The sequence below is a fragment of the Actinomadura livida genome (genome assembly GCF_014648675.1).
In the GTDB taxonomy this organism is placed as follows: Bacteria; Actinomycetota; Actinomycetes; order Streptosporangiales; family Streptosporangiaceae; genus Spirillospora; species Spirillospora livida.
The window spans coordinates 197851-221895 of record NZ_BMRO01000003.1; the positions used below are offsets into that span (position 1 = coordinate 197851).

At 73.7% G+C, this 24045-nt stretch carries 19 protein-coding genes, 1 tRNA gene and 1 pseudogene; 11 read left to right on the forward strand and 10 right to left on the reverse strand.

Annotated elements, in window-relative coordinates; genetic code table 11:
- The 4 genes and pseudogenes from IEZ03_RS07575 to IEZ03_RS07590 all read right to left on the reverse strand — a co-directional run.
- On the reverse strand, positions 1-1851 hold a 1851-nt coding region (locus IEZ03_RS07575), incomplete at its 3' end, for a bifunctional copper resistance protein CopD/cytochrome c oxidase assembly protein (protein ID WP_229808110.1).
- Entirely contained in the window at positions 1844-2467 is a 624-nt protein-coding gene (locus tag IEZ03_RS07580; protein WP_184886563.1) for a copper resistance CopC family protein, read from the reverse strand. The genes IEZ03_RS07580 and IEZ03_RS07575, both read right to left, overlap by 8 nt.
- Before the next feature lie 101 nt (positions 2468-2568).
- Positions 2569-3867, reverse strand: coding sequence for a helix-turn-helix domain-containing protein (locus IEZ03_RS07585; protein WP_184886565.1), 1299 nt, complete (start codon positions 3865-3867; stop codon positions 2569-2571).
- 46 nt (positions 3868-3913) lie between these two features.
- Positions 3914-4225: pseudogene (locus IEZ03_RS07590) on the reverse strand (PucR family transcriptional regulator); the annotation flags it as partial.
- Between the two features lie 212 nt (positions 4226-4437).
- Between IEZ03_RS07590 and IEZ03_RS07595 the strand changes: the two are divergent.
- The 4 genes from IEZ03_RS07595 (at position 4438) to IEZ03_RS07610 (ending at position 8586) form a co-directional block, all read left to right on the forward strand.
- Entirely contained in the window at positions 4438-5883 is a 1446-nt protein-coding gene (locus tag IEZ03_RS07595; protein ID WP_184886567.1) for an NCS2 family permease, read from the forward strand.
- A 144-nt stretch (positions 5884-6027) separates the two neighbouring features.
- The gene (locus IEZ03_RS07600; RefSeq protein ID WP_229808111.1) at positions 6028-7191 is read left to right on the forward strand and encodes a glycerate kinase; all 1164 of its coding nucleotides are present in this window, start codon (positions 6028-6030) and stop codon (positions 7189-7191) included.
- A 124-nt stretch (positions 7192-7315) separates the two neighbouring features.
- A complete protein-coding gene (locus IEZ03_RS07605; protein WP_184886568.1) occupies positions 7316-8125 on the forward strand; it encodes an SAM-dependent methyltransferase in 810 nt (269 codons plus the stop codon).
- Positions 8126-8286: 161 nt separating this feature from the next.
- A complete protein-coding gene (locus IEZ03_RS07610) occupies positions 8287-8586 on the forward strand; it encodes a metal-sensitive transcriptional regulator (protein WP_132050683.1) in 300 nt (99 codons plus the stop codon).
- Between the two features lie 27 nt (positions 8587-8613).
- Here IEZ03_RS07610 and IEZ03_RS07615 read toward each other — a convergent pair whose 3' ends face one another.
- From IEZ03_RS07615 to ggt, 3 genes are all read right to left on the reverse strand, one after another.
- Complete coding sequence (locus tag IEZ03_RS07615) at positions 8614-9498, reverse strand: oxygenase MpaB family protein (RefSeq protein WP_229808112.1); 885 nt, start codon at positions 9496-9498, stop codon at positions 8614-8616.
- A 168-nt stretch (positions 9499-9666) separates the two neighbouring features.
- Positions 9667-10026, reverse strand: coding sequence for a divalent-cation tolerance protein CutA (gene cutA, locus IEZ03_RS07620; RefSeq protein ID WP_184886570.1), 360 nt, complete (start codon positions 10024-10026; stop codon positions 9667-9669).
- A gap of 31 nt (positions 10027-10057) precedes the next feature.
- Positions 10058-11986 (reverse strand): gamma-glutamyltransferase, encoded by a 1929-nt coding sequence (gene ggt / locus IEZ03_RS07625; protein ID WP_308427951.1) that lies wholly within the window; start codon positions 11984-11986, stop codon positions 10058-10060.
- Positions 11987-12340: 354 nt separating this feature from the next.
- On the opposite strand from ggt, the gene IEZ03_RS07630 reads away from it, so the two are divergent.
- The 6 genes from IEZ03_RS07630 to IEZ03_RS07655 all read left to right on the forward strand — a co-directional run bounded on the left by IEZ03_RS07630 (position 12341) and on the right by IEZ03_RS07655 (position 20711).
- Entirely contained in the window at positions 12341-14368 is a 2028-nt protein-coding gene (locus IEZ03_RS07630) for an APC family permease (protein ID WP_229808113.1), read from the forward strand.
- 163 nt (positions 14369-14531) lie between these two features.
- Positions 14532-15365: an NUDIX hydrolase gene (locus tag IEZ03_RS07635; RefSeq protein ID WP_184886574.1), complete on the forward strand. Its 834-nt coding sequence runs from the start codon at positions 14532-14534 to the stop codon at positions 15363-15365.
- On the forward strand, positions 15362-16444 hold the full coding sequence (locus tag IEZ03_RS07640; protein WP_229808114.1) for a molecular chaperone DnaJ: 1083 nt from the start codon (positions 15362-15364) through the stop codon (positions 16442-16444). The genes IEZ03_RS07635 and IEZ03_RS07640 overlap by 4 nt, the downstream gene beginning before the upstream one ends.
- Positions 16445-16454: 10 nt before the next feature.
- On the forward strand, positions 16455-17426 hold the full coding sequence (locus IEZ03_RS07645; protein ID WP_184886576.1) for a hypothetical protein: 972 nt from the start codon (positions 16455-16457) through the stop codon (positions 17424-17426).
- A gap of 4 nt (positions 17427-17430) precedes the next feature.
- The gene (locus IEZ03_RS07650; RefSeq protein ID WP_184886578.1) at positions 17431-18807 is read left to right on the forward strand and encodes an adenylosuccinate synthetase; all 1377 of its coding nucleotides are present in this window, start codon (positions 17431-17433) and stop codon (positions 18805-18807) included.
- The gene (locus IEZ03_RS07655) at positions 18744-20711 is read left to right on the forward strand and encodes a hypothetical protein (protein WP_184886580.1); all 1968 of its coding nucleotides are present in this window, start codon (positions 18744-18746) and stop codon (positions 20709-20711) included. The genes IEZ03_RS07650 and IEZ03_RS07655 overlap by 64 nt, the downstream gene beginning before the upstream one ends.
- Positions 20712-20743: 32 nt before the next feature.
- Here the strand turns inward: IEZ03_RS07655 and IEZ03_RS07660 are convergent, their stop codons facing one another.
- The 3 genes from IEZ03_RS07660 to IEZ03_RS07670 are packed head-to-tail and all read right to left on the reverse strand — an operon-like array spanning position 20744 to position 23687.
- The gene (locus tag IEZ03_RS07660) at positions 20744-21346 is read right to left on the reverse strand and encodes an Rv1733c family protein (protein WP_184886582.1); all 603 of its coding nucleotides are present in this window, start codon (positions 21344-21346) and stop codon (positions 20744-20746) included.
- A gap of 44 nt (positions 21347-21390) precedes the next feature.
- Positions 21391-23004: an MFS transporter gene (locus IEZ03_RS07665; protein ID WP_184886584.1), complete on the reverse strand. Its 1614-nt coding sequence runs from the start codon at positions 23002-23004 to the stop codon at positions 21391-21393.
- Positions 23001-23687 carry an LppX_LprAFG lipoprotein gene (locus tag IEZ03_RS07670; protein ID WP_184886586.1) on the reverse strand — a complete coding sequence of 229 codons (687 nt, stop codon included), beginning with the start codon at positions 23685-23687 and terminating at the stop codon, positions 23001-23003. The genes IEZ03_RS07665 and IEZ03_RS07670 overlap by 4 nt, the downstream gene beginning before the upstream one ends.
- Before the next feature lie 180 nt (positions 23688-23867).
- On the opposite strand from IEZ03_RS07670, the gene IEZ03_RS07675 reads away from it, so the two are divergent.
- Positions 23868-23941 (forward strand) — tRNA-Ile (locus IEZ03_RS07675).
- The last annotated feature ends 104 nt before the right edge of the window (positions 23942-24045 follow it).

The window sequence follows — 24045 nt, forward strand, 5'->3', positions numbered from 1 at the left end:
CAGGACGATGAACGTCGGGATCTCGCCGAAGGCCCACGCGATCGCGCCGCCGGTGTGCTGGTCGTGCAGGACCGTGGTGCCCCACGGCGGGTCGACGGCGGCGTACCAGCCGCGGGCGAGCGCCTGGCTCATGTTCATCAGCGCGATGCCGAAGAACGCGTGGAACGGCATCGTCACGAAGAGCAGGAGCAGGCGCCCGGGATAGGGCAGCTTCTTCGGCGCCGGGTCGACGCCGAGCAGCACCCAGAAGAACAGCGACCCGGCCGCCAGGAAGTGCACCATCATCGCGATGTGGCCGAGGTGGTTGCGCATCGCCGCCTCGAACAGCGGCGTGAAGTACAGCGCGAAGATGCTCACCACGAAGATGATCGTCGCCACCGCGGGATGCGCGATGACCGTGCTGTAGCGGCTGTGCAGGATCGCCGTCAGCCACTCGCGCGGGCCGCGGTCGCCGCGGATCCGGGCGGGCTTGAGGGCGCGCAGCGCCAGCGTCACCGGCGCGCCGACGACCAGGAAGATCGGCGTCAGCATGTTCAGCACCATGTGCTGCGCCATGTGCACGCTGAACAGGATCGGCGCGTACTTCGCGACGCCGGTCTGGGTGACGATCACGATGGACAGCAGGCCGACGAACCAGGCGGCGGTGCGTCCCAGCGGCCAGGCGTCGCCGCGGCGGCGCAGCCGGACCACGGCGGCGAGGTAGAGGCCGCCGAGCACGATGACCAGGACGGCGAAGAACAGGTCGAACTGCCACAGCGTCGCCAGGCGGACCGGGGTGACCTCCGGCGGCATGTCGTAGCCGAGCAGCGCCTTGACCGCGGACTCCGGGGCGTCCGGCGGGGGCGGCGCGGTGCGCGCCAGGGCGACGGCCAGGCCCATCGTGGCGGCCATGACCACCGTCTCCACGGTGGCGAAACGGGTGAACGCCATGGGCTTGCGTTCGGCGAGGGCGGGCAGCGTCCGGTTCCGGTGCCACCAGCCGAACCAGCCGAGCGCACCGAACGCGATGATCTTCCCGAGGGCCAGCCGGCCGTAGTTCGTCTCGACGAGCTCCACCGGGTCGGGCAGCCGGGCGATCACGTTCACCATGCCGCTGGCGCCGACGACGATGAAGCACCACAGCGCCATGCGGCTGAACCGCTCCGCCATGACCGGGAGCTTGTCGCGGCGGAGCATCGCGTGGACGGCGAGGACGGCGAGCCCGCCGACCCAGGGCGCGACGGCGGCGACGTGCAGCGCCACGCCGGTCGTCGCGACGGCGTGGTTGGCGGCCGAGGCCGAGTGCCCGGTCAGGGGCGCCGGGAGCAGCGCGATCCCGGCCGTCGCCAGCAGCCCGAAGGCGGCGGCGGGCGTGGTGGTGGTGCGGGCCATCAGCGCCACGACCACGGCGAGCAGCACCACCAGCATGAGGGCGGTGCCCTGGGGCAGCGAGCCGACGTAGCTGCTCAGCTCGCTGCCGGTGACGACCTCCTGGACCGGCTGGCCGAGGACGTCGGCGACGGTGAGCACCAGGGTGGCCGCCGCGGCGGCGGCCCAGCCGGCGGCGAGCCAGGACGCGGCGCCCACGTAGCGGACCGCGTCCGCGGACAGCCGCGCCGCCCCGCGCCCGCCCTCGACGGGCAGCAGCGCGGCGGCGGCCAGCAGGGCTCCGACGGTGAGGGCGGACAGCAGGTTCATCGCCGCCCGCGAGGCGGGCAGCCCCCACCGGGTGAGGGCGCCCGGGTCCCCGAGGCCGGGGATGACCTTCTCGGTGACCGAGCCGCCGAGGACCAGGCCGGCCACCAGGGCGGCGGCGGCCGCGGCCACCGCGACCGCGCCGGCCCGCCAGACGCCCAGGGTGCCCTTACTCACTTCCGGTGGCCGCCTGGTGCTTGCGCTTGGCGCGGAACACGATCCCGAGGCCGATGCCGACCCCGATCAGCAGGCCGACGATGATCAGCACCCACAGCACCGCGCCGGAACCGGACTCCTCGTCCGCCGCGGCCTGCTCCTGGTCGATCTTGAGCGGCTGCTCGTCGGCGGTGGCGGCGGGGCCCGTCTGCTCCGCGGCGCCGACGCCGCCCGCGCTCGGCGCGGGCGCGGCGCCGCCGGCCGCGGTGAACGTCAGGTCGTCGTTCTCGAGGGGGTGCCCGTCCTGGCCGACGACCCGGTAGGCGATCGTGTAGGTGCCGGCGGGCAGCGCGCCCGTGAGCTTCTGCGTGACCGTCGTCCCCGAGCGCTCGGCCTCACCCGCCTGGAACGCCTTGCCCGTCGCGTCCGTGACGACGACCTTGGCGACGTTGATCTTCTCGTTGAAGACCAGCGCCACCTCGGTCACCGATTCCGCCGAGGCGCCCTTGGCGGGCGTGCTCTCCATCAGCTGGGGGTGCGCCAGCGCGGGGGGCGCCATGACGACGGTGAGCAGGGCGGCGGCGAGCGCGGCGATACCGAGGCCGCGGGCGGGACGGCGGAGCTTGAGGATTCTCATGGAGGCCGGGTTCTCTAGTGAGACGAAGGGGTTCCCCTACCCTACTGAGCCCCCGGTAGTGGCACATCCCGGGTTTCAGGTCGCTTCCACGGCGCCCCGCCTCAGACCCCCACGCACGTGAGGGCGCGGCGGTACGCCGCCATCCGGGGCTCGTCGGCGGTGCCCGTCTCGGCCAGGACCTCGGCGAGGTCGAACCAGGCCTGCGCGGCCTCCCGGGAGGACTCCATGTCCTCCAGGCAGGTGGCGGCGCGGGTCAGCACCTCGACGGCCCGGTCGCGGCGGCCGAGCCGCACCGACGCCTCGCCGAGCACGGTCAGCGCCCCGGCGGTGGCGCGGCGCGGCGCGTCCCCGAGCAGCTCCAGGGCCTCCTCGGCGAGCCGCGCCCCCTCGGCGGGCCGGCCGAGCACCGTCTCGGCGCGGGCCAGCTCGGTCAGGCACCAGGCGACGTCGATCTCCCCGGACGCGCTGGCGTTGATCTCGCCGCGGACCCGGACGAGCAGCTCGCGGGCGCGGGCGGCCTGGTCGGGCCGGGCGCGCAGCAGCAGCGCGGCGTAGCGGACGCGGAGCCGGCCGAGGTTGCGCGGGTCCTCGCCCTCGCCGGCGAGCATCAGCGCGCGCTCGGCGAGGGCGACGCCGTCCTCGTACTCGCCGCGGATCTCCGCGACGTACGCGGCCTCCCAGTAGGCGACCATCCGGGCGCGGGGGCTGCCGATCCGCTCGGCCCGCTCGACGAGCTGGGCGGCGAGCTGGCTGGCCCGGACGAGGTCGCCCCGCTCGATGAACGCGGTGAGCAGCGCCGCGCCGAGGTGCACGGCGGCGTCGGTGGAGTCGGCGCCGGCCGCGATGAGGTGCCGCAGCGCGTTCTCGGCGGCGTGCACGCCCGCGCTGATGTCGCCGCGCTCGCGCAGGCAGCGGCTGAGCGCGACGTGCAGCCTCGCCCAGTGGTCGAGGTCGCTCTCGGCGGAGGCCTGCTCGGTCAGCTCCCGCAGCCCGGCGATCGCCTCCTCCAGCTCCCCGGCGGCCTCCAGCGCGAGGGCGTGGCCCCACCGCGCCTGGTGCAGCATGTCCGGCAGCGCCACCGCGTCGGCGCTGGCGAGCACCTCGGCGAACCGGGCCCGCGCCTCGGCCGCCGCGCCGTTGCTCAGCGCTATCTCGGCGTAGTCGAGGGTGACGCGCAGCTCGTCCACGACGTCCTCGCTGACGCCGCTGACCAGGTACGTCGCCGAGCAGTTCAGCTTCGCCGCGAGCAGCTCGACCACGCTCGGCGCGGGCACCCGCTTGTCGCTCTCGATCAGCGAGATGTAGCTGTCGGACAGCTCGGGGAAGGCGAGCTGCGCCTGGCTCACGCCCTGCCGGATCCGCAGGGCGCGGATGCGCTGCCCCAGTGTCTCCCGATCCATCGTGTGACCACCGCCTACAGAGTGTCGCCAGCTAAAGGGTGTCCCGCTAACGGGTGCTCGCCGGCTGCGTCGCGCGCAGGGCGAGGAAGAAGTCGACCCGGTCCTCAAGTGTGCCGAGGTCCCGGCCGGTCAGGTCCTCGATTCGCCGGATTCGGTACCGAAGCGTGTTCACGTGGACGTGCAGCCGCGTCGCGGTGCGGCTCCAGGACCCCGAGCACGCCAGGAAGACCTCCAGCGTGTGCACGAGCTCGGCCTGCCGGCTGCTGTCGTACTCCTCCAGCGGGCCGAGCATCCGGGCGCGGAAGGACGAGCGGGTGCCCTCCGGGACGGACGCGAGCAGCCGCGCATAGGAGTCGAGGCCGTCCATCCTGGCCGTGTCTCGCATTCGCACCCCGGCAGGCTATAGCGGACTCGTCACCGACGTCACGCTGCGGAAGGCCGGAATCACTTCCGGGAATCACGTCCGGGGACCGCCCGCCCGGCGGGAGCCGGTGCGGGGGCCGCCACCCCGGACGGCTACCCTGTGCACGCCGTTTCCGAGACCATGCTGCTGAAAGCGGAGCGCCCGTCATGTCCGATACCAATGCCGCAAAGACCGACGCTTCGCCGCCGGCGGGCGGCCGCGGGCCGCTGGAGCGGCTGTTCGAGATCACCGCGCGCGGGACGACCGTGCCGCGCGAGCTGCGCGGTGGCGTCACCACGTTCTTCGCGATGGCCTACATCATCCTGCTGAACCCGATCATCCTCGGCGGGGCGCAGGACGTCACCGGCGCGCAGCTGTCGATCCCGCAGCTGACCACGATGACCGCGCTGTCGGCCGCGATCGCGACGGTGATCATGGGCCTGGTCGGGAACGCCCCGCTCGCGCTGGCGGCGGGCCTCGGCATCAACGCGGTCGTGGCGTTCCAGGCGGCGCCGGTGATGACCTGGCCGCAGGCGATGGGCCTGGTGGTGATCGAGGGCGCGGTCATCGTGGTGCTCGCGCTCACCGGGATCCGCGAGCGGATCATGAACTCGATCCCGCTTGCGCTCAAGCACGCGATCGCGGTCGGCATCGGCGCGTTCATCGCGCTGGTCGGCTTCTACGACTCGGGCTTCGTCACCTCCAGCGACACCAGCCCGCCGCTCTCGCTCGGGACCGGGGGCCAGCTGGAGACCTGGCCGACGCTGGTGTTCGGGCTGACCCTGCTGCTGATGATCGTGCTGTACGTGCGCCGGGTGCCGGGCGCGATCCTGATCAGCATCATCGCCGGGACGGTCGGCGCCGTGCTCATCCAGGAGAACGCGGAGGTCCGGGAGGGCAGCTGGGGCGTGGTCACCCCGAACATGCCGGACCGGCTGTTCGCCATGCCGGACTTCGGATTGTTCGGGCAGTTCGACCTGTTCGGCGGGTTCGCCCGGGCCGGGGTCATCACGGCGCTGGTCGTGCTGTTCACGCTGGTGCTCTCCGGGTTCTTCGACGCCATGGGCACGATCCTCGGGGTCAGCGACGAGGCGGGGCTGCTGGACGAGAAGGGCCAGGTGCCGAAGCTCGGCCGGATCCTGTCGGTGGACGGCGTCTCGGCCGCGTTCGGCGGCGTGACCAGCTCGTCCGCCAACACGGTGTTCGTCGAGTCGGCGGCCGGCGTCGGCGAGGGCGCCCGGACGGGCCTGGCCAACATCGCCACCGGCGCGCTGTTCGCGGTGACGCTGTTCCTCACCCCGCTCGCGGCGACGGTGCCCGCGCAGGCCGCCGCGCCCGCCCTGGTCGTCGTCGGCGCGCTGATGATGACGCAGGTCGCCAAGGTCAACTGGGACGACCTGGAGATCACCATCCCGGCGTTCCTGACCATCGTGCTGATGCCGTTCACGTTCTCGATCACGATCGGGATCGGCGCCGGCATGGTGAGCTACGCGCTGATCAAGCTGGCGCGGGGCAAGGTCCGCGAGGTGTCGATCTGGCTGTGGCCGGTGGTCGCGCTGTTCATGATCTTCTTCCTGATCGATCCCATCGAGCAGTGGCTGGGCGTGCGCTAGCCGCCACAGCGCGTCGACCTCGGGCCGTGTCACGCCCGCCTGTCGCCTCATTTGAAACCTTCGGGCATGCTCGCGGGTGTCAAATAGTGCCGTCATGGCGTAAGCAGAAGGTAGAGCCTTACCTCCGGCGTGAAAGGCGTGGCCGTGTCCGCGGACTCTCCCCCCCACCCGTCGCCGCCGGGTCACGTCCTGCTGGCGCCTGACAGGTTCCCGGGGGCGCTGACCGCGGCGCAGGCGGCCCGGCACCTCGCGGCCGGGCTGCGGCGCGTCCGGCCCGGCGTCCCGCTGGTGGAGCTGCCGGTGGCCGACGGCGGCGAGGGCACCGTCGAGGCCGCGGTCGCGGCCGGGTGGCGGCGGGTCGAGGCAGAGGTGTGCGGGCCGACCGGGCGCCCGGTCACCGCGCGGCTCGCGATGAACGGCCGCACCGCCGTGGTGGAGCTCGCCGAGGCGTCCGGCGTGCGGCGGCTGCCCGGCGGCAAGCCGCGGCCGCTGCACGCGTCCAGCCTCGGCACGGGCCAGCTCCTCGCGCACGCGGTGCGGCTCGGCGCCCGCCGGATCGTGCTCGGCCTCGGCGGCGGCGCCTGCACCGACGGCGGCGCCGGCCTGGTGCAGGGGCTCGGCGGGCGGCTGCTCGACGCGCTCGGCAAGGACCTGCCGCCCGGCGGTGCCGCGCTGCGGTCCCTGCACGCCCTCGACCTGCGCGGCCTGCCCGACATGTCCGGTATCGAGGTGGTGCTCGCGGCGGACTCCGCGGGGCCGCTGCTCGGCCGCACCGGCGCCGCCGCGGTGGACGGGCCGCGGCGCGGCGCGACCCGCGACGAGGTCCGGCTGCTGGACGCCGGGCTCCGCCGCTGGGCCGACCTGGCCGAGGCGGCGTCCCGCACGGCGGCCCGCGACCTGCCCGGCGCCGGGACCGCGGGCGGCGTCGGGTTCGCCGCGCTCGCCTTCCTCGGCGCGACGATCGAGCCCGGCACCTCGCTCATGCTCGGCCTGCTGGGCTTCGCGGAGAAGGCGCGGGGCGCGCGCCTCGTCGTGACCGGCGAGGGCTCGCTCGACACCCGCTCGCTGCGCGGCACCGCGCCGATCGGCGTCGCCCGCGCCGCCGCCCGCGCGGGCGCGCCCGTCGTCGCGGTCACCGGCCGGCGCGGCCTCACCGGCGAGCAGCTCCGCAAGGCGCGCATCCAGGCCGCCTACGCGCTGGCCGACATCGAACCCGACCCCGAGCGCCGCGTCCGGCGGGCGGGTCCGCTGCTGGAGCAGCTGACGGTCGCGATCGCCGACGAGTGGCTGCACCCCGCCCGCCCCTGATTCGGATCGCTCCAACGAACATTCGCCACTTTCGTGACGGGAAAGAGGTCAGGCGTTTACGATCAGCGAGGGGCGGTGAGGCGCCCCTCCGAGAACTCAAAAGCGGCAAGAGGCAGGAAACGGCATGGCCGAAGAGCAGTACGACTGGGCTGCGCTAGGGATCGACGTCACCAAGCCGAGCATCGCTCGGACCTATGACGTGGTACTGCGCGGCAAGGACAACTTCGAGGTCGACCGCGCCTTCGTCGCCGAGATCGTCAAGATCATCCCGGAGATCTACGACGTCGCCACCTACAACCGCGAGATCCTCGGCCGCGGCGTGCGCTACCTGGCCGGCGAGGCGGGCCTGCGCCAGTTCCTCGACCTCGGCTCCGGCCTCCCGACCGTGCAGAACACCCACCAGGTCGCGCAGGCCACGGCGCCCGGCTCGCGGGTCGTGTACGTCGACAACGACCCGATCGTCCTCGCGCACGGGCGGGCCCTACTCGCCGAGAACGCGAGCACCACGGTCGTCACCGCCGACATCCGCGAACCGGAGAAGATCCTCGCCCACGAGGAAGTGCGCCGGCTCATCGACTTCGACCAGCCGGTGGGAGTGATGCTGGTCGGCATCCTGCACCACCTGCACGACGACGAGGGCCCGCAGCGGATCGTCGAGACGCTGATGGACGCCGTGCCGTCCGGCAGCCACCTCTTCGTCACGGCCTTCTGCGCGTCAAGCCAGGAGGCCGTCGACGCCGAGGCGCAGTACCAGGGGCTGCTCGGCACGGGACGGTTCCGCACACCGGAGGAGATCACCCGCTACTTCGGCGGCCTGGAACTCCTCGAACCCGGCCTCGTCCCGCTGCCGCTGTGGCGCCCCGACGGGGCCGTCCCGGACGAGCTCTCCGTCGGCCAGCGCCTCATGTACGGGGGTATCGCGCGCAAGCCCTGACGCACGACCGCCTCACCGGGGCGCGCCCGTGTCGCCCGCCCCCCGTTCACCTCGCTCTCGGAGTGACCGCCAGGGCGCCGCGAGCACGTAAGGTACCGAATTGGGGGATGTCCCCCAGGGGTACCCGGGCGTGCGCCCTCGGAAGGATTGTGAGGACGGAGATGGCGACCAGCGAGACCCCCACCCGCGGGTACACCGCCACCAAGGACCAGCTGCAGACCCGGCTGGCCCGGATCGAGGGGCAGGTGCGCGGCATCGACCGGATGGTCGAGGAGGACCGCTACTGCATCGACATCCTCACGCAGATCAGCGCCGTCCAGGCCGCGCTCGACAAGGTCGCGCTCGGCCTGCTCGACGGGCACGTGCGGCACTGCGTGGCCGAGGGCGCCGAGGAGGGCAAGGCGGACGTGATGTCCACCGAGCTGATGGCGGCCGTGGGCCGGCTGATGCGCCGCGGCTGACCGGACCGCCCCGCACCGGGCCGGCGCTCAGGAGGCGATGGACCAGGTGGCCAGCTCGGCCTCGTGCAGGCGCGTGAGCTCCCGGGCCCGCTTGGCGTCCGGGGAGTAGCGGAACCGCTCGGGGACGACGTGCGACGTCCGGTACAGGCCCTTGAGCGTCAGCGTCGCGGCCAGGTCGGACGTGGGGAGCCCCGGCAGCCCGTACATGCGGCGGGCCCAGCGCGGCAGCGTCGCGACCACCAGCGTCCCGAGGGCGGGCGCGGCGAGCTTCAGCGGCAGCAGGTGCCGCGGCACGGCCGGGTTGAACATGCGGCGCAGCCCCTCGCGGGCCTCCCGGCACGCCCAGATACGCCGCCGCATCTCCGCGTAGTACTCCTCCATCTCCGCGACGGACGCGGGCACGTCCGCGGGGTCGAGGCCGACGACGGCGGCCGCGCGGCGCTGCTCGTCCACGAAGGCGTCGGCGTCCGCGGCGGTCAGCGGCACCCCGGCGCGGCGCGCCACGTCCAAGTACGAGTCGACCTCGCCGAGGTGGACCCAGAGCAGGTTCTCCGGATCGTCGACCGGGAACGTCTCGCCGGTGCGCATGTCGAGGCCGGTCAGCTTGGAGTGCAGCTTGCGGACCCGGCGGCCCACCCGCTCGACCTCCTCCTCCGTCCCGTAGGTGCGCACGCGGACGAACTCGACCGTCCGGCCGAGCCGCGCCCAGGCGGCGGACGGGTCCATGAGCTCGGAGTTCTGCGCGGTGCCCCACATCGACCGCGGGTGCAGGCCCTGCAGCAGCAGCGCCCTGATCCCGCCGACGATCAGGACGGGCTCGCCCATGACCCGCCAGGTCACCGAGCCCGGTCCGAACAGCCCGTGGTCCGTGCGCTCCTGCCGGTGGGGAGGGGAGCCCAGCTCGTCGTGCACGTCAACCGCCTTCCGTCGCCGCGGCCGGGAAGGCACACCCGGCCGGGGTAACGGAAACTTACCCCGACTTGACGGACATCACACGACCGAGGCCCCCGCAAGGGACGCATCGGGGCTGGTCATGGCGGTCGCCAGACCCCCGGCGGCCCGTCCCGGGAGCCGTTCCGGTCAGTCGCCCTCGTCCCCGATGGCCTCGTCCCTCTCGCCGGGCTCGGTCTGCTCGGTGATCCACGCCAGGTAGTCCATGCTCCCCGCCACCACCGGCGTGGCGATGATCTCCGGGGTGTCGTAGGAGTGCACCTCGGTGATCAGCGTCGCCAGCTCCTCGAACTTGTCGGCGGAGGTCTTGAACAGCACCATCCACTCCTCCGCCGACTCGATCTCGCCCTCCCACCAGTAGGTGCTGGCGATCGGGCCGACGAGCTGGGCGCAGGCCGCGAGCCGCTCGGTGACCGCGGACCTGGCCAGCTCGGCCGCCTCGGCGCGGGAGTCGGTCGTGGTCGTCACCTGCACGTAAGAGTGGGCCATGGCCCGACTCCTTCCCTCTCGCCGGACACTCCTACCGCCCGGCCGGCCGGACGACCATCGCGCTGCCGCCGCCCCGCCGCGTCGGCTCCGCCACCGCCTGGACGAGCCCCGGCCGCAGGATCTCCAGAGCCGTCGCGGCGCCGATCACGCCCGCGGGCGGGCCGGGGAAGACCGCCAGGCGGTGCCCGCGCGCCGCGAGGTCCGCGCCGTACCGGTCGATGAACGCCTGCTCGGCGAAGACCTGCGGGGTGTTGCGCTGCGTCGCGCGCGGGGCGTTCAGCGCGGCGGGCAGGTCCATGCCGAGGTCGACGCGGTTCAGCAGGATCTGCAGGACGGTCGTGATGATCGTCGATCCGCCGGGGGTGCCGAGGGCCAGCCGGGGGCGGCCGCCCTCGAGCACGAGCGTCGGGGACATGCTACTGCGCGGCCGCTTGTGCGGTCCCGGCAGGTTCGGGTCGGGCGCCGCCCCGGGAGCGGGCGGGCTGAAGGAGAAGTCGGTCAGCTGGTTGTTGAGCAGGAACCCGCGCCCGGGGACGGTGATGCCGCTGCCGCCGAACTGCTCGATGGACAGCGTGTAGGACGCGACGTTGCCCCACTTGTCCGCGACGACGAGGTGGGTGGTCTGCGGGCCCTCGCCGGCGAGCGGCCGGGTCGCGGTGCCCGCGGGGACGCACGGGCGGTAGTCGCCGTCGGGCGATCCGGCGGCGACGGGCGCCTCAGCGGCGCGGTCGGGATCGATCAGGCAGGCGCGCTCGCGGGCGTACCCGCGCGACAGCAGCTCGTCCACCGGCACGTCGACCTTGTCGGCGTCGCCCAGGTACCGGCCGCGGTCGGCGTAGGCGAGCTTGGACGCCTCCAGGTAGTAGTGCAGGGCCTTCGCGGGGTCGTCCTCGCCGAGGCGGAAGCCGCTCATGATGTTGAGCGCCTCGCCGACCGTGGTGCCGCCCGACGAGGAGGGCGGCATGCCGTACACGTCCAGGCCCCGGTAGGTGACGTGGGTGGGCTTGCGCAGCAGGGCGCGGTAGGCGTCCAGGTCGCGGGTGCTCATCAGGCCGGGGCGGACGTTGCGGGTCGCGTCCGGGGCGACCGGCGGGTCGGCGACCGTCCGCGCGATCTCCTCGCCCAGCCGCCCCTCGTAGAACCAGCCGGTGCCGCGCCTGGCCAGCTCGCGGTAGGTGCGGGCCAGGTCGGGGTTGCGGAAGACCGAGCCGACGGCGGGGACGCGCCCGCCCGGCAGGAACAGCTCGCGGGTCGGGACGATGTCGCGGAACCGGTCCGCGTTCAGCGCCGTCTGGTCGTGGAACTCCTGGTCCACGACGAAGCCCCGCTCGGCGACGGTGACGGCCGGGCGGAGCAGGCGGCCGAGGTCGCGGCTGCCGAAGCGGCGCAGGGCGAGGTCCCACTGCGCGAGCGTGCCGGGCACGCCGACGCCGAGCCCGCTCGTGACGGCCTGGTCGAACGGGAGCGGCTCACCGGTGGCCGGGTCGAGGAAGGCGTCCTCCCCCATCCGCTTCGGCGCGATCTCGCGGCCGTCGAGGGCGTGGACGCGGCCCGTGCGGGCGTCGTAGTAGGTGATGTAGCCTCCGCCGCCGATCGCCGCCACGTACGGCTCGGTGACGCCGAGGGTGGCGCCGGCGGCGACGGCCGCGTCCATCGCGTTGCCGCCGCGCCTGAGCACGTCAAGCGCGGTGCGGGTCGCGTACGGGTCGACCGTGGACACCGCGCCGCCGTAGCCGGTCGCGACCGGCTGCTTGGCCGGCGGCCGCGGGCGGTGCTCCGCGGCGGCGCCCGCCACCGGGACGGTCAGCGACGCGGCCGTGGTGAGCGCGGCGAGGGCGGCGGCCCAGCGCGCGGCGCCCGCGGGCGCCCGGCTCTTCGAGCGCCGTGACTTCGGACACGGCGGCTTCGAGCGCGGCGGCTTCGAGCGCGGCGGCTTCGACGACAAGTGGGAGCGGAACACCGGACCTCCAGATGAACGCGGCGGTTCCACGTTGTCATCGATCTTCGTCCGGCGCCAGGGAACAAAGATCGTAAAGCGCTTTCTCCCTTTGCGGACGGGCCATTCGGGCGGGGAACGATCCATTGAAACTGATTCGGTGTGCGGCGCGTGAGTGGGAGGCTGCGGGACGTCGCCCGGCGGTCGCTACCAGCCGGTTTGGCAGTGTCTTACAACAGATGGACCCCACCAATCCCCCGCAAAACGTTGCGATTATGGTCGTACCTGGTGAATTCTTAGGGACTTCGGCAAACCACCATCTCGCGATCAGCGGCGCGGGTTCAGCACCCCCGGGGCCCCCGGCCTAGGGGGGCACCTATGACCTGGGATATGCGCATGCGCAACAACATGTTCCGGCGGCTGCCGGTGGAACGCGCGACAGGACGGCTCTACGGCGGCCGGCACCGGCTCCGCGTCGTCTACCGGACCCGCGACCTCGTCGTGCTCGGCCTCGGCGTCATGATCGGCTCCGGCATCTTCAAGATCGCCGGGGAGCAGGCCGCCGCGACCGCGGGCCCCGGCGTGCTCATCTCGTTCCTCGTCGCCGGGGGCGTGTGCCTGCTGGTCGCGCTCGCGTTCGCCGAGCTGTCGTCGATCATCCCGGTGGCGGGCAGCTCCTACTCCTTCTCCTACGTCGCGTTCGGCGAGGTGTGGGCGTGGGTCGTCGGCTGGGCCCTGATCATGGAGCTGCTGCTGGCGGCGTCGGTGCTGGCGCGGGTCTGGTCGCTGTACGCGACGCAGGCGCTGAACGACTTCAGCGTCCCGATCCCGGGGTGGCTCGGGGACCTCATCGGGCAGCAGAAGGGCCCCGACCTGTTCGCCCTGCTCATCCTGGTGCTGGTCGTGCTGATGCTCGCCACCGGCAGCCGGCTGAGCCTGAAGACCCTCTGGTACATGGTGATGGCCAAGGTCATCGTGATCGGGCTCGTCATCGCCACCGGGCTGAAGTTCTTCTCCCCCGGCAACCTCACCCCGTTCGTGCCGCCGGCCCGCCCGGCGCCCGAGGGCGACCAGACGGTCCTGGACGCGATGCTCGGCGCGATCGGCGGCGGGACCCCGCACGTGTTCGGCGTCTGGGGGATCTTCGCGGCGGCGCCCGCCATCGCGTTCGCCTACATCGGGTTCGACCTCATCGCGACCGCCTCCGAGGAGACCGAGGACGCGCCCCGCAAGGTGCCGCGCGGCATCATCACGGCCCTGCTCGCCGCCGTCGTGCTGTACGCGGCCGTGGCGTTCGCGCTGGTCGGCATGGTCGGGACGAACGGCTTCGCCGCGCTCAACCCGGACAAGCTGCTGATCGCCGCGGCGTTCGACTCGGTCGGCGCGGGCGCGATGGGCAAGCTCGTCGACGTGGGCGTCGTGCTCGCGCTGACGACCGTCATCCTGGTGGTGCTGATCAGCCTGACCCGGGTGATCTTCTCGATGTCGCGCGACGGGCTGCTGCCGCGCCCGCTGGCGTCCATGAGCCGCTACAAGGTGCCGTCCCGCGCCACGATGCTGGCGGGCGGCGCGGCCGTGGTGATGTCGCAGACGTTCGACGTGCTCACGCTGGAGCAGCTGGTGGTCATGGGGACGCTGTTCGCGTTCCTGTTCGTGCCCGCCTCCGTGCTGGCGCTGCGGCGCTCCCAGCCCGACCTGCACCGCCCGTTCCGGGTGCCGGCGGCGTCGCTCACCGCCGTGGCGACGATCCTCGCGGTCGGCTGGCTGATGGTGAACCTGAAGGTCCAGACGTGGGCCTACTTCGGCGTCTGGATGGTCGCCGGCCTGCTGCTGTACATGGTGTACGGGCGCCGCAAGAGCCAGATGAAGCTGCTGCTGGACGAGCCGCCGCCCGAGCGTCCGCTCGCCGCCCGGCTGTCCGCGCCGCCCCCGGGCGGCGCTTCCCTGGCGGGCCCGCCCCCGCCCGGCACCGGGTCGGCCCCGTACCCGCCCGGCGCGCAGTCGACCGGCGAGTACCCGGGGCCGTACGAGACAGGCCAGTACGAGACCGGGTGGCCCGGGGAGATGCGTCCGGGGGCCACCAGCCCGGAGAGCCCCTACCCGACGGGCCGGTTCTCGGCGGGCCGGCAGCCCAGCGGCCAGTTCGCCCCGCCGGAGGCCCCGGCCGACCCGTACGCGGTCGGCCCGGGTGCCCCCGGCCCCTACTCGCCTGCCCCCTACACACCGGGCCCCGGCGCCCCCGCCCCCTACGGCTCGGACCCCTACGGTTCCGACGCGTACACCCCTGACCCCTACTCTTCCGACCCCTATGCGCCGGATCCGTACGGATCGGGACCGCACGAGGGCGGTCCTCCCCACGACGGGGAGCATCAGGAACCGCCGAACGGCGGGCGCCACCGCCGCTGAGCAAGCCCTACGAGGGCGCCGCTCCCGTTGACGGGGGGCGGCGCCCTCGTTTCACGTCCGCCGACCGGACTGGACAACGGCTCCCGGCCGACCTATGTTGTTCTCATACAGAGATGAACTCAGTATGAGAACTACTCAGTGCGAGAACGACAGGAGGGCGCGGATGACCCCGGACCCGAGGCACGACGAGAGCGACTTCCTCGCGAACTACGATCCGCGCGACTACGACCCGGTCGCCGTGACGGTGGACGTCGTGGCGCTCACCATCCGCGACGGCGCGCTGCACGTCCTGCTGGTCCGGCGCGGAAGCGCCCCGTACGCGGGGATGTGGGCGCTGCCCGGCGGGTTCGTCCAGGCGGGCGGGCCGCTCCAGGGGGCCGAGGCGGAGGACCTGCCCGACGCGGCCGTCCGGGAGCTGGCCGAGGAGACCGGGCTCAGCGCCAAGGGCGGCGCGCTCGGCCGCGTCCATCTGGAGCAGCTCGGCACGTACGGCTCCCCCGGCCGCGACCCGCGCATGCGCGTCATCTCCGTCGCCCACCTGGCGTTCGCGCCGGAGCTGCCGGACCCCGAGGCGGGCGGCGACGCGGCCGACGCGGCCTGGGTCCCGGTGGAGGCGCTCGGGCTGACCGAGTCCGGCGGCCAGCGTCCGGGCACGACCCGCCGCCTGGCGTTCGACCACGCGCGGATCCTGTCGGACGGGCTGGAGCGGGCGCGCGCCAAGCTGGAGTACACCCCGCTCGCCGCGGCCTTCTGCGGCGGCGAGTTCACGATCCCCGAGCTGCGCGCGGTCTACGAGGCGGTGTGGGGCGAGGAGCTGCACGCCGGCAACTTCCACCGGAAGGTCCTGTCCGTGCCCGGGTTCGTGGAGAGCACGGGCGCGACGTCCGACCGGGGCGGCCGGCGCGGCGGGCCGAGGCCGCGGCTCTACCGGGCCGGCGACGCCCGCCTCCTGCACCCGGCCTTGCTACGGCCCAGCCGGGAGGAGGAGATCAGATGAGCGAAGCGAGCCGGGGGGCGTGGGGGGTCGGCCCCCCACCACAAGCAGGGCTGAGCGTGGGCTTGGACGACGCGCTGGCCCGGCTCGGGCGGGCGCGGGTCCCGGCGGACCTGTTCGGCGAGGACGCGGCCGAGGCGGTGCGGCGGTACCGGCGGCTCGCGCGGCTCGTCCATCCGGACGCGACCGGCGGCCGCACCCGCGACGCGTTCATCAGGCTGAACGACCTGTGGCGCGGCTACAACCGGGACGGCACGGCGCTGATCACGACGCGCCGCCACGCGTACCGGCTCACCGGCGACCCGGTCGGCGGCGACCTGGCCGAGCTGTACCCGGCCCGGCCGGAGGACGGCGGCCGTCGGGTGGTGCTGAAGATGCCGCGCGACCCGCGCGACGGCGACCTGCTCGAACGCGAGGCCGTGGCGCTGCGCCAGCTCCCCAAGGACGGCGACGGGAGGTTCCTGCCGTACGTCCCGCGGCTGGTCGAGTCGTTCCGGCACCGGGACGCCTCGACCGGACTGGAGCGGCGGGCCAACGCGATCGTCGCGCTGGACGGGTTCCACACGCTCGCCGAGGTCGGCAGGGCGTTCCCCGGCGGCGTCGACCCGCGCGACGCGGCCTGGATGTGGCGGCGGCTGCTCGTCGCCCTGGGGTTCGCGCACCGCGCGGGCGTCCTGCACGGCGCGGTCCTGCCGGACCACATCATGATCCATCCGGCCGAGCACGGGCTCGTCCTCGTCGACTGGTGCTATTCCGTCCCGGGCTGCTACGCGGCCACCGACCCGTCCGGCCGGGTGCCGGCCATGGTCGACCGGTACGCCGAGCTGTACCCGGCCGAGGTGCCGGGACGGGAGCCCGCGAGCCCGGCGACCGACATCCATATGGCCACCCGGTGCATGACCGGCCTCATGGGCGACAAGGCGCCCAAGGCGATGCGCTCGTTCGCCCGCGGCTGCACGCTTCCGGCGCAGAACCGGCGCCCCTCCGACGCCTGGCGGCTGCTGGCCGAACTGGACGAGCTGCTGGAGAAGCTCTACGGCCCGCGGCGCTTCCGCCCGTTCCACCTGCCCCTCCCCCACTAAGGAGACGACCATGGGAAGCGGACACTGGTCCACCGACGTCTACGCCGCCCGCGCGAGCTACCGCGCGGCCACCGGCACCAGCGCGTTCGCCCACTCCGACGGCGGCGCCACCACCGTCCACCCCGGCCTCGACCCGCGCGGCGTGGCCTTCCGGGAGAGCCGGGACTCCGCCGACCACCCGGAGTCGCTCGCGATCGGCGTGCTGTTCGACGTGACCGGCTCGATGCGGCACGTGCCGCGGGCGCTGCAGACCAAGCTCCCCGACCTGCTCGGGCTGCTGCTCCGCAAGGGGTACGCCGAGCACCCGCACATCATGTTCGGCGCGGTCGGCGACGCGACGTGCGACCGGGCGCCGCTGCAGATCGGGCAGTTCGAGGCCGACAACCGGATGGACGACGACCTCGGCAACGTCCTGCTGGAGGGCGGGGGCGGCGGCCAGATGCGCGAGTCGTACGAGCTGGCCATGTACTTCATGGCCAGGCACACCTCGATCGACTGCTTCGAGAAGCGCGGGAGGCGCGGCTACCTGTTCATGATCGGCGACGAGCCGGCCTACCCGGCGGTCAAGCGGCGCGAGGTCGCGAAGGTCATCGGGGACGAGCCGGCGGAGGACGTCCCCGTCGCCGCGATCGTCCGCGAGCTGCAGCGGATGTACGACGTGTACTTCATCATCCCGCAGGGCGCCTACCACGCCGGCAGCAGCGAGCTGAGGGACTTCTGGCAGGGGCTGCTCGGCCAGAACGTCCTCTACCTGGACGACCTCGACGCGGTCTGCGAGACGATCGCGCTGACCGTCGGGCTCGCCGAGGACGCCATCGACCTCGACCAGGGCCTGGAGCACCTGGCGGAGGCGGGCTCGGACGCCGGGCCGTCGGTGTCGCGCGCGCTCGCCCGGCTGGACGCGTCGCGCGCCGCGGTCGCGGTCTCGGCCGCGCCGCCCGGCCTGGACGCCGCCGGGCCGTCCGCGACGACCCGGCTCTGAGCACATGGGCCACGTGATCGTCGTCGACCTCGGCTTCGGGGACGCGGGCAAGGGCACGGTCGTCGACCACCTGTGCGCCGCGTCCCCGGTCGGGGCGGTCGTCCGGTTCAACGGCGGCGCGCAGGCCGCGCACAACGTCGTGACGGCGGACGGGCGGCACCACACGTTCGCCCAGTTCGGCTCGGGGACGTTCACGCCCGGCGTCCGCACGCACCTGTCGCGGTTCATGCTCGTGGACCCGCTCGCCCTCGCCGCCGAGGCGGACCACCTGCGGACGGCCGGCGTGCCCGACGCGCTCGACCGGCTGACCGTCGACCGGGACGCGCTGCTGACCACGCCGTACCACCGGGCCGCCAACCGCGCGCGGGAGTCGGCGCGCGGCGCGGACCGGCACGGCTCGTGCGGGATGGGCATCGGCGAGACGGCGTCGTACGCCCTCGCGCACGACGACGCGCCGCGCGCGGGCGACTGCCTGTCGCCCGCGCGGCTGCGGCGGCGGCTGACCGCCGTGCGCGACTGGTACCGCGCCGCGTTCCCGCGGGGCGAGGCCGTCCCGGAGGTCGAGGCGTGCGCGGACGCCTTCACCGCGTTCGGCGAGCGGGTCGCGATCGTCGGCGGCGAGCACCTGCGCGGCCTCCTCCGGGCGGGGAACGTGGTGTTCGAGGGGGCCCAGGGCGTCCTGCTGGACGAGTGGCACGGCTTCCATCCGTACACGACCTGGTCGACGACCACGTTCGCGAACGCGGAGACGCTGCTGGCGGAGGCGGGCGAGTCCGCCTACCGGCTCGGGGTGCTGCGCGCGTACGCGACCCGGCACGGCCCCGGCCCGTTCGTCACCGAGGACCCGGTCCTCACGGCGGACCTGCCCGACCGGCACAACGGCAGCGGCCGCTGGCAGGGCGCGTTCCGCGTCGGCCACCTCGACGCGGTGGCGCTGCGGTACGCGCTGGGCGCGGCGGGCGGCGCGGACGGCCTGGCGGTCACGCACCTGGACGTAGCGGGGGCATGTCCAGACCTGCGCGCCTGCGTGGCCTACGAGACGGACGGCGGCCGGGTCGAGCGGCTCCCCGCGGGGCCGCCCGACCTGGACCGCCAGGCCGCGCTCACCCGCCGCCTGCTCCGGGCGCGCCCCGTCTACGCGCCGCTCGGCCGCCCGGTGGAGACGATCGAGGGGCTGCTCCGGACCCCGGTCGTCCTGCGCTCCCACGGGCCCGCCCCGGGCGACAAAATTCCTGGCCACCTCCGGACGCCCATTGACCGCGGCGGCTCCCGGGACCAAGATCTCGATCAACGTCGCGGATCCCCCGGAGGTGGACGATGCGTCTCCCCCAGCGCAGCCTCGCGGCCTTCGCGGCGCTCGCCGCGTCCCTCGCGCTCCTGACCGTCCCGCCGGCCGCGCCGGCCGCCGCGGCCGACACGGCGGCCGGGTGCGATCCCATCGACCCGGCCGCGTGCCTGCTGCCGTTCCCCAGCGACTGGTACACGGTGCCCGACGCCGGCACGCCGACGGGGCGGCGGGTCGCCATGCGCACGACGCTGAAGAACGTGCTCGGCCTCCCGGTCCGGCCGGACGAGTGGAACCGCGCCGACGGCTTCTCTCCCGGGTCGATGCTGCTCAGCCGCGTCCCCGGCATCGACCTGGCGCGCACCGGCGCGGCGCCGGTCACCGACATCGGCGCCTCGCTCCGCGACGACGCCCCGATCGTCATCGTGGACACCGAGACCGGGGAACGCTGGCCGTACTGGGCGGAACTGGACGCCAACGCGCCCGACGACCGCAAGGCGCTGATCGTCCGCCCGGCCCGGAACTTCCGCGAGGGCCACCGCTACGCCGTCGCACTGCGGAACCTGCGCGACGCGTCCGGGAACGCGATCGCGCCGAACGACGCGTTCGCCAGGATCCTCGGGCCGGAGCTGCCGTCCGGCGATCCGCTGCACAAGCGCCAGCAGGAGACCGGGCGCGTCCTCGCGGACCTCGACCGCCGCGGGGTCGGCCGCGACGGCCTCTACCTCGCCTGGGACTTCACCGTCGCGAGCCGGCAGAGCCTCGCCGGGCCGGTGCTCCACATGCGCGACGAGGCGCTCCGCGGGCTCGGCGACCGCTCGCCGTCGTTCCTCGTGACGCAGGTGACCGACGACGTCGACGACAGGATCGCCCGGGAGGTCAAGGGGGTCGTCTGGGCGCCGAGCTACCTCGACCAGTACGGCGGCCTGCCCGGTTCGGCGCTGCACCGGGGACGGGACGGGCGGCCGGCGCGGCTGCCCGGCAACTCCCAGGCGGTCCCGTTCCAGTGCGAGATCCCGAGATCGGCGTTCGACGAGCCGGCGCGTCCCGCCCTCTACGGGCACGGCCTGCTCGGCCGCGAGGGCGAGGTCGGCGCCGGCAACGTCAAGTCGATGGCCGCCGAGCACGGGTTCGTCTTCTGCGCGACCAAGTGGATCGGGATGGCGGACGAGGACGTCCCGAACGTCGTCTCGGCGCTCGCCGACCTCACCCGCTTCCGGACGGTCGCGGACCGCACGCAGCAGGGGCTGCTGAACTTCATCTTCCTCGGCCGCGCCATGACCCGCGGCTTCGCCGGGCACAAGGCGTTCCAGAACGGCTCGGGCGCGTCCCTGATCGACACCGGCGCCGAGCTGACGTTCGACGGCAACAGCCAGGGCGGGATCATGGGCGGCGCGCTCACCGCCGTGTCGCCCGACATCCGCCGCGCCGTCCTCGGCGTCCCCGCGATGAACTACAGCACGCTGCTCAACCGCAGCTCCGACTTCCCCCAGTACGGGCAGGTCCTCGACCTGTTCTACCCCGACAAGCTCGACCAGCAGATCGGCATCGCGCTGATCCAGATGCTGTGGGACCGCGGAGAGGCCAACGGCTACGCCTGGCACATGACGGACGACCCGCTGCCGGGCACGCCCGCGCACCGCGTCCTGATGCACGTCGCGTTCGGCGACCACCAGGTCGCGCCCGTGGCGGCCGAGGTCCAGGCCCGCACGATCGGCGCGAGCGTCCACGCCCCGGTCGTCCGGCCCGGCCGCAACCCCGACACGGTGCCCTACTGGGGCATCCCGACGTTCGGGGCGGCCCACGAGGGCTCCGCGATGATCATCTGGGACAGCGGCTCCCCGGCCCCGCCGCTCGGCAACACGCCGCCGACCGAGGGCCGCGACCCGCACTCCGACCCCCGCAACAACGCCGACGCCCGCAGGCAGAAGGCGATCTTCCTGAAGACCGGCACCGTGCAGGACGTGTGCGGCGGCGGGCCCTGCGTCATCAGCCCCTGACCGTCACCAGCGGCCTGGGGACGTGGATCGCGTCAGGAGCGCGGGTTCGCGTCCGCGTCCATGCGGGCCCAGTCGGCCTCCCACATGTCGTAGCGGTGCCGGTCGCAGCGGCGGCGGACCAGGACGTACGCGACCAGGACGGGCACGCTGCAGCCGAGCACCGTCGCGATGCCCGCGTAGGCGGCGTCGGTCACCGTGCGGCTGTGCGGGCGCGGCGGGATCGCCGGGGCGCCCTCGCGGTCGACCCAGATCGTCCGCTGCGCGCCGACCGCGGCGTTCTTCCAGCCCGGCAGCGTCCCGGTGCGGCGCTCGCCGTCCGCCCCCTGCCAGGTGGCCTGGACCGTCTCATGGATGTAGCGGTCGCCCGACGCCGCGCGGGTCGAGGTGACCGTCGCGACGACCTGGCTCCGGTTCGCCCGCTCGGCGGCCTCGGCGCGGACACCCGACTCGTACGACCAGGACGCCGCCCACGCGGCCAGCGGCGGCGCGACGCCCAGCAGGACCACGAGCAGGACCAGCGCGATCATCCGCTGCAGCCGGTCCACCCGGCGGCGCAACTCGTTGCGCTCCAGGCCGAGCCGGCGTCGCAGCCTGGCGAGAGGGGTGCCTCCGCGGCCTGGGCCGGACCTGCGCATCTGCGTCACCTCCCCGGGGAGCGCCCTCCCGGCAAGAGGCCCTTTCAGCCTTCTTTGCCAAGGATATTCCCGAGTCCCTTGGTAGGCACGTGTCTCGTGGCCGAATCCTTTCCGGGATCGCGCCCGGTATGCCCGGATGATGGCCGAATCTCGCCGTCGTCCGCCGGGCCGGTCCGGTCCCCGCCGCGGCCGGAACCGCCGGCCGCCAGCGCGAGCAGCGCGCCGAGGACGCACATCCCGGCGGTGATCCAGAAGATCTCCTGGTACTCGGTGCGCAGCGCGTCGTCCAGAGCCGCGTTGTAGACCTCCATCCGCCGCGCGAACTCGTCCTCCGACATCAGGAACGGCAGCGGCGGCTGCAGATCCGCGGTCAGCCGGTGGAAGCGGTAGAAGCCCCACGCCGACAGCACCGAGATCCCGAGCAGCATCCCCATCATCCGCGCCACGACCACCGCGGCCGACGCGACACCGTGCCGCGCCGCCGGGACGAACCGCAGCACCGCCGACGACACCGGCGCGATCACCAGGCCCAGGCCGAGGCCCGTGACCACGAGATCGACGTCCATCCTCGGCAGCGGCCCGTACGAGGCACTCGCCAGATCCGCCGGCCACGCCGCGATCAGCAGGTACCCCGCCGCGGCCACCGCCATGCCCGCCGCCATCGGCCACCGCTCACCGAACCGCCGCGCGACCACCCCGCCCGCCACGGCCGCGACCGGCAGCGCGACGAGGAACCGCGTGAGCAGCAGCGCGCCCTCCGTGGTGTCCTTGTCCAGGACGGTCTGCGCCACCAGCACCACGTCCACGAGCGTCACCATCAGCGCCGCACCCGACAGCAGGCTCACGCCCAGCGTCGCCAGCAGCGGCCCCCGCCGCACCCCCGACAGATCGAGCAGCCTCGTCCGCGCCTTGACCTCCCACACCACGAACACCGCGAGGACGACCGCGCCCGCCACCAGCACCGGCACGCCCCACGGCGGCAGCGCCGACTCCTGCGGCTCCGGGTTGTACACACCGGCGACCAGCAGCCCCAGCCCGAGCGCCAGCAGCAGCCCGCCCACCACGTCCACGCCCGGCCGCGGCCCCTCCCCGCGCCCGCCCGGCACCGCGTACTGCACCGCGACCATCGCCAGCAGCACCAGCGGAAGGTTGATCCAGAAGATCGCCCGCCACTCCATGACCGCCGCGATCCCCGCCCCGTACAGCGGACCGAGCACACTGCCCAGCTCCTGCGCCGCCCCCACCGCGCCCAGGACCACCGGCCGCTGCCGCTCGTCCCACAGATCACCCGCCAGCGCCATCGTCACCGGCAGCAGCGCGCCGCCCGCGACGCCCTGCACCACCCGCCCCGTGGTCAGCAGCGGCACATCGCCGGCCACCGCCGTCACCACCGAACCGACCGCGAAGAACACCAGGCACGCCTGCAGCAGCGGCCGCCGCCCGAACCGGTCCGACAACTGCCCCAGCAGCGGCATCGCCGCCACATACCCCAGCAGGAACCCCGACAGCACCGGCGTCACCCGCTCCAGCCGGTTCACCGCAATCCCGAGATCCTTGACCACCGGTACCAGGATCGTCGTGACCACGTACGCGTCCAGCGCGGCCAGCAGCACCACCGCGCCGCCCGCACCGATCGCGACCCGGCGACGCGACCTCACTTCGGTGCGCTGATCTCGTACGGCGCGTCGAACTCGGTGAACGAGATCACCACCGCGCCCTTCCCCTCCGGGAACGCGCCGCGCACCTTCACCAGCCGATGAGTGGCCCGGTCGACCCAGACCTGACCGTCCAGATCCGCGTTGATCCCCGGAATCAGCCCCGAGATCTGCGCCTTCGGCAACGTCGCCCCGACCCGGTACGCGTCCTTGCCGCCGACCTTCTCCACCGCCTGCGGCTCCGGCTCCGCCGCCGACCCCAGCAGCTTCGCGATCCCGCGCTCGGGATCCAGCACCGCCGACGGGTCGTACATGCTCGCGGCGAGGGCCTTCGGCAGCTTCCGCCAGCCGCCCGTCCCCGCGTCCAGATAAATGCTGTCGCCCACCGCGACGACCTTCATCTCCACGTTCTGGCCCTGCTGCTCGATCGTCAGCGTGCCCTCCGCGTCCCCCTCCCGGACCAGCTTCAGATCGCCGCCCTTCACGATCACCGGAGTCCGCCCCTCCGACGCGACCGTGAACGCCACGCTCTTCAGATCGCCCATCGCCTGCGCGGCCTGCCGCAACGTCTGCGCGGCATCGAAATCCGCCTTCTCAGCGGGCTCGTCCGACCCGCCCCAGCTGCACCCACCGGTCAACACCAGCGCCAGCAGCCCGGAAACGAGGACGAGGATGCGTCTCGACATACGCGGGACCCTACCGACGGGTCACCGCCCCCGTCACTCGGTACCAGGTATGACATCGCACCACCCGAAGTAGGACCCCGCGCCCGCCCCCGACACCCCCGAAAGACTGTGGCAGCCGCCTTTTTCGCACCGCTAAGATGACACCCGGCAACGCCCCGACCGTCATTGGGGGGACGCTGTGGGGCGGTAGCTCAGCTGGTCAGAGCAGGAGACTCATAATCTCCCGGTCGCGGGTTCGAGTCCCGCCCGCCCTACGGACCTGGGCGAACCATGCCCACGGAGTGCGTGGGCCGGGGGTCCTCCGTCATTTCCCCCGGGGGACGACCCCCGGACCCCCGATGTGGGGGCTCCGCCCCCA

Bases quoted from the DNA above. Each gene is read 5' to 3' on its own strand.
- IEZ03_RS07635 (WP_184886574.1), top strand. From the start codon at position 14,532: ATGACCCCGGACCCGAGGCACGACGAGAGCGACTTCCTCGCGAACTAC.
- IEZ03_RS07630 (WP_229808113.1), top strand. From the start codon at position 12,341: ATGACCTGGGATATGCGCATGCGCAACAACATGTTCCGGCGGCTGCCG.
- IEZ03_RS07595 (WP_184886567.1), top strand. From the start codon at position 4,438: ATGTCCGATACCAATGCCGCAAAGACCGACGCTTCGCCGCCGGCGGGC.
- IEZ03_RS07585 (WP_184886565.1), bottom strand. From the start codon at position 3,867: ATGGATCGGGAGACACTGGGGCAGCGCATCCGCGCCCTGCGGATCCGG.
- IEZ03_RS07610 (WP_132050683.1), top strand. From the start codon at position 8,287: ATGGCGACCAGCGAGACCCCCACCCGCGGGTACACCGCCACCAAGGAC.
- IEZ03_RS07580 (WP_184886563.1), bottom strand. From the start codon at position 2,467: ATGAGAATCCTCAAGCTCCGCCGTCCCGCCCGCGGCCTCGGTATCGCC.
- IEZ03_RS07640 (WP_229808114.1), top strand. From the start codon at position 15,362: ATGAGCGAAGCGAGCCGGGGGGCGTGGGGGGTCGGCCCCCCACCACAA.
- IEZ03_RS07605 (WP_184886568.1), top strand. From the start codon at position 7,316: ATGGCCGAAGAGCAGTACGACTGGGCTGCGCTAGGGATCGACGTCACC.
- IEZ03_RS07660 (WP_184886582.1), bottom strand. From the start codon at position 21,346: ATGCGCAGGTCCGGCCCAGGCCGCGGAGGCACCCCTCTCGCCAGGCTG.
- IEZ03_RS07670 (WP_184886586.1), bottom strand. From the start codon at position 23,687: ATGTCGAGACGCATCCTCGTCCTCGTTTCCGGGCTGCTGGCGCTGGTG.
- cutA (WP_184886570.1), bottom strand. From the start codon at position 10,026: ATGGCCCACTCTTACGTGCAGGTGACGACCACGACCGACTCCCGCGCC.
- IEZ03_RS07655 (WP_184886580.1), top strand. From the start codon at position 18,744: ATGCGTCTCCCCCAGCGCAGCCTCGCGGCCTTCGCGGCGCTCGCCGCG.
- IEZ03_RS07650 (WP_184886578.1), top strand. From the start codon at position 17,431: ATGGGCCACGTGATCGTCGTCGACCTCGGCTTCGGGGACGCGGGCAAG.
- IEZ03_RS07645 (WP_184886576.1), top strand. From the start codon at position 16,455: ATGGGAAGCGGACACTGGTCCACCGACGTCTACGCCGCCCGCGCGAGC.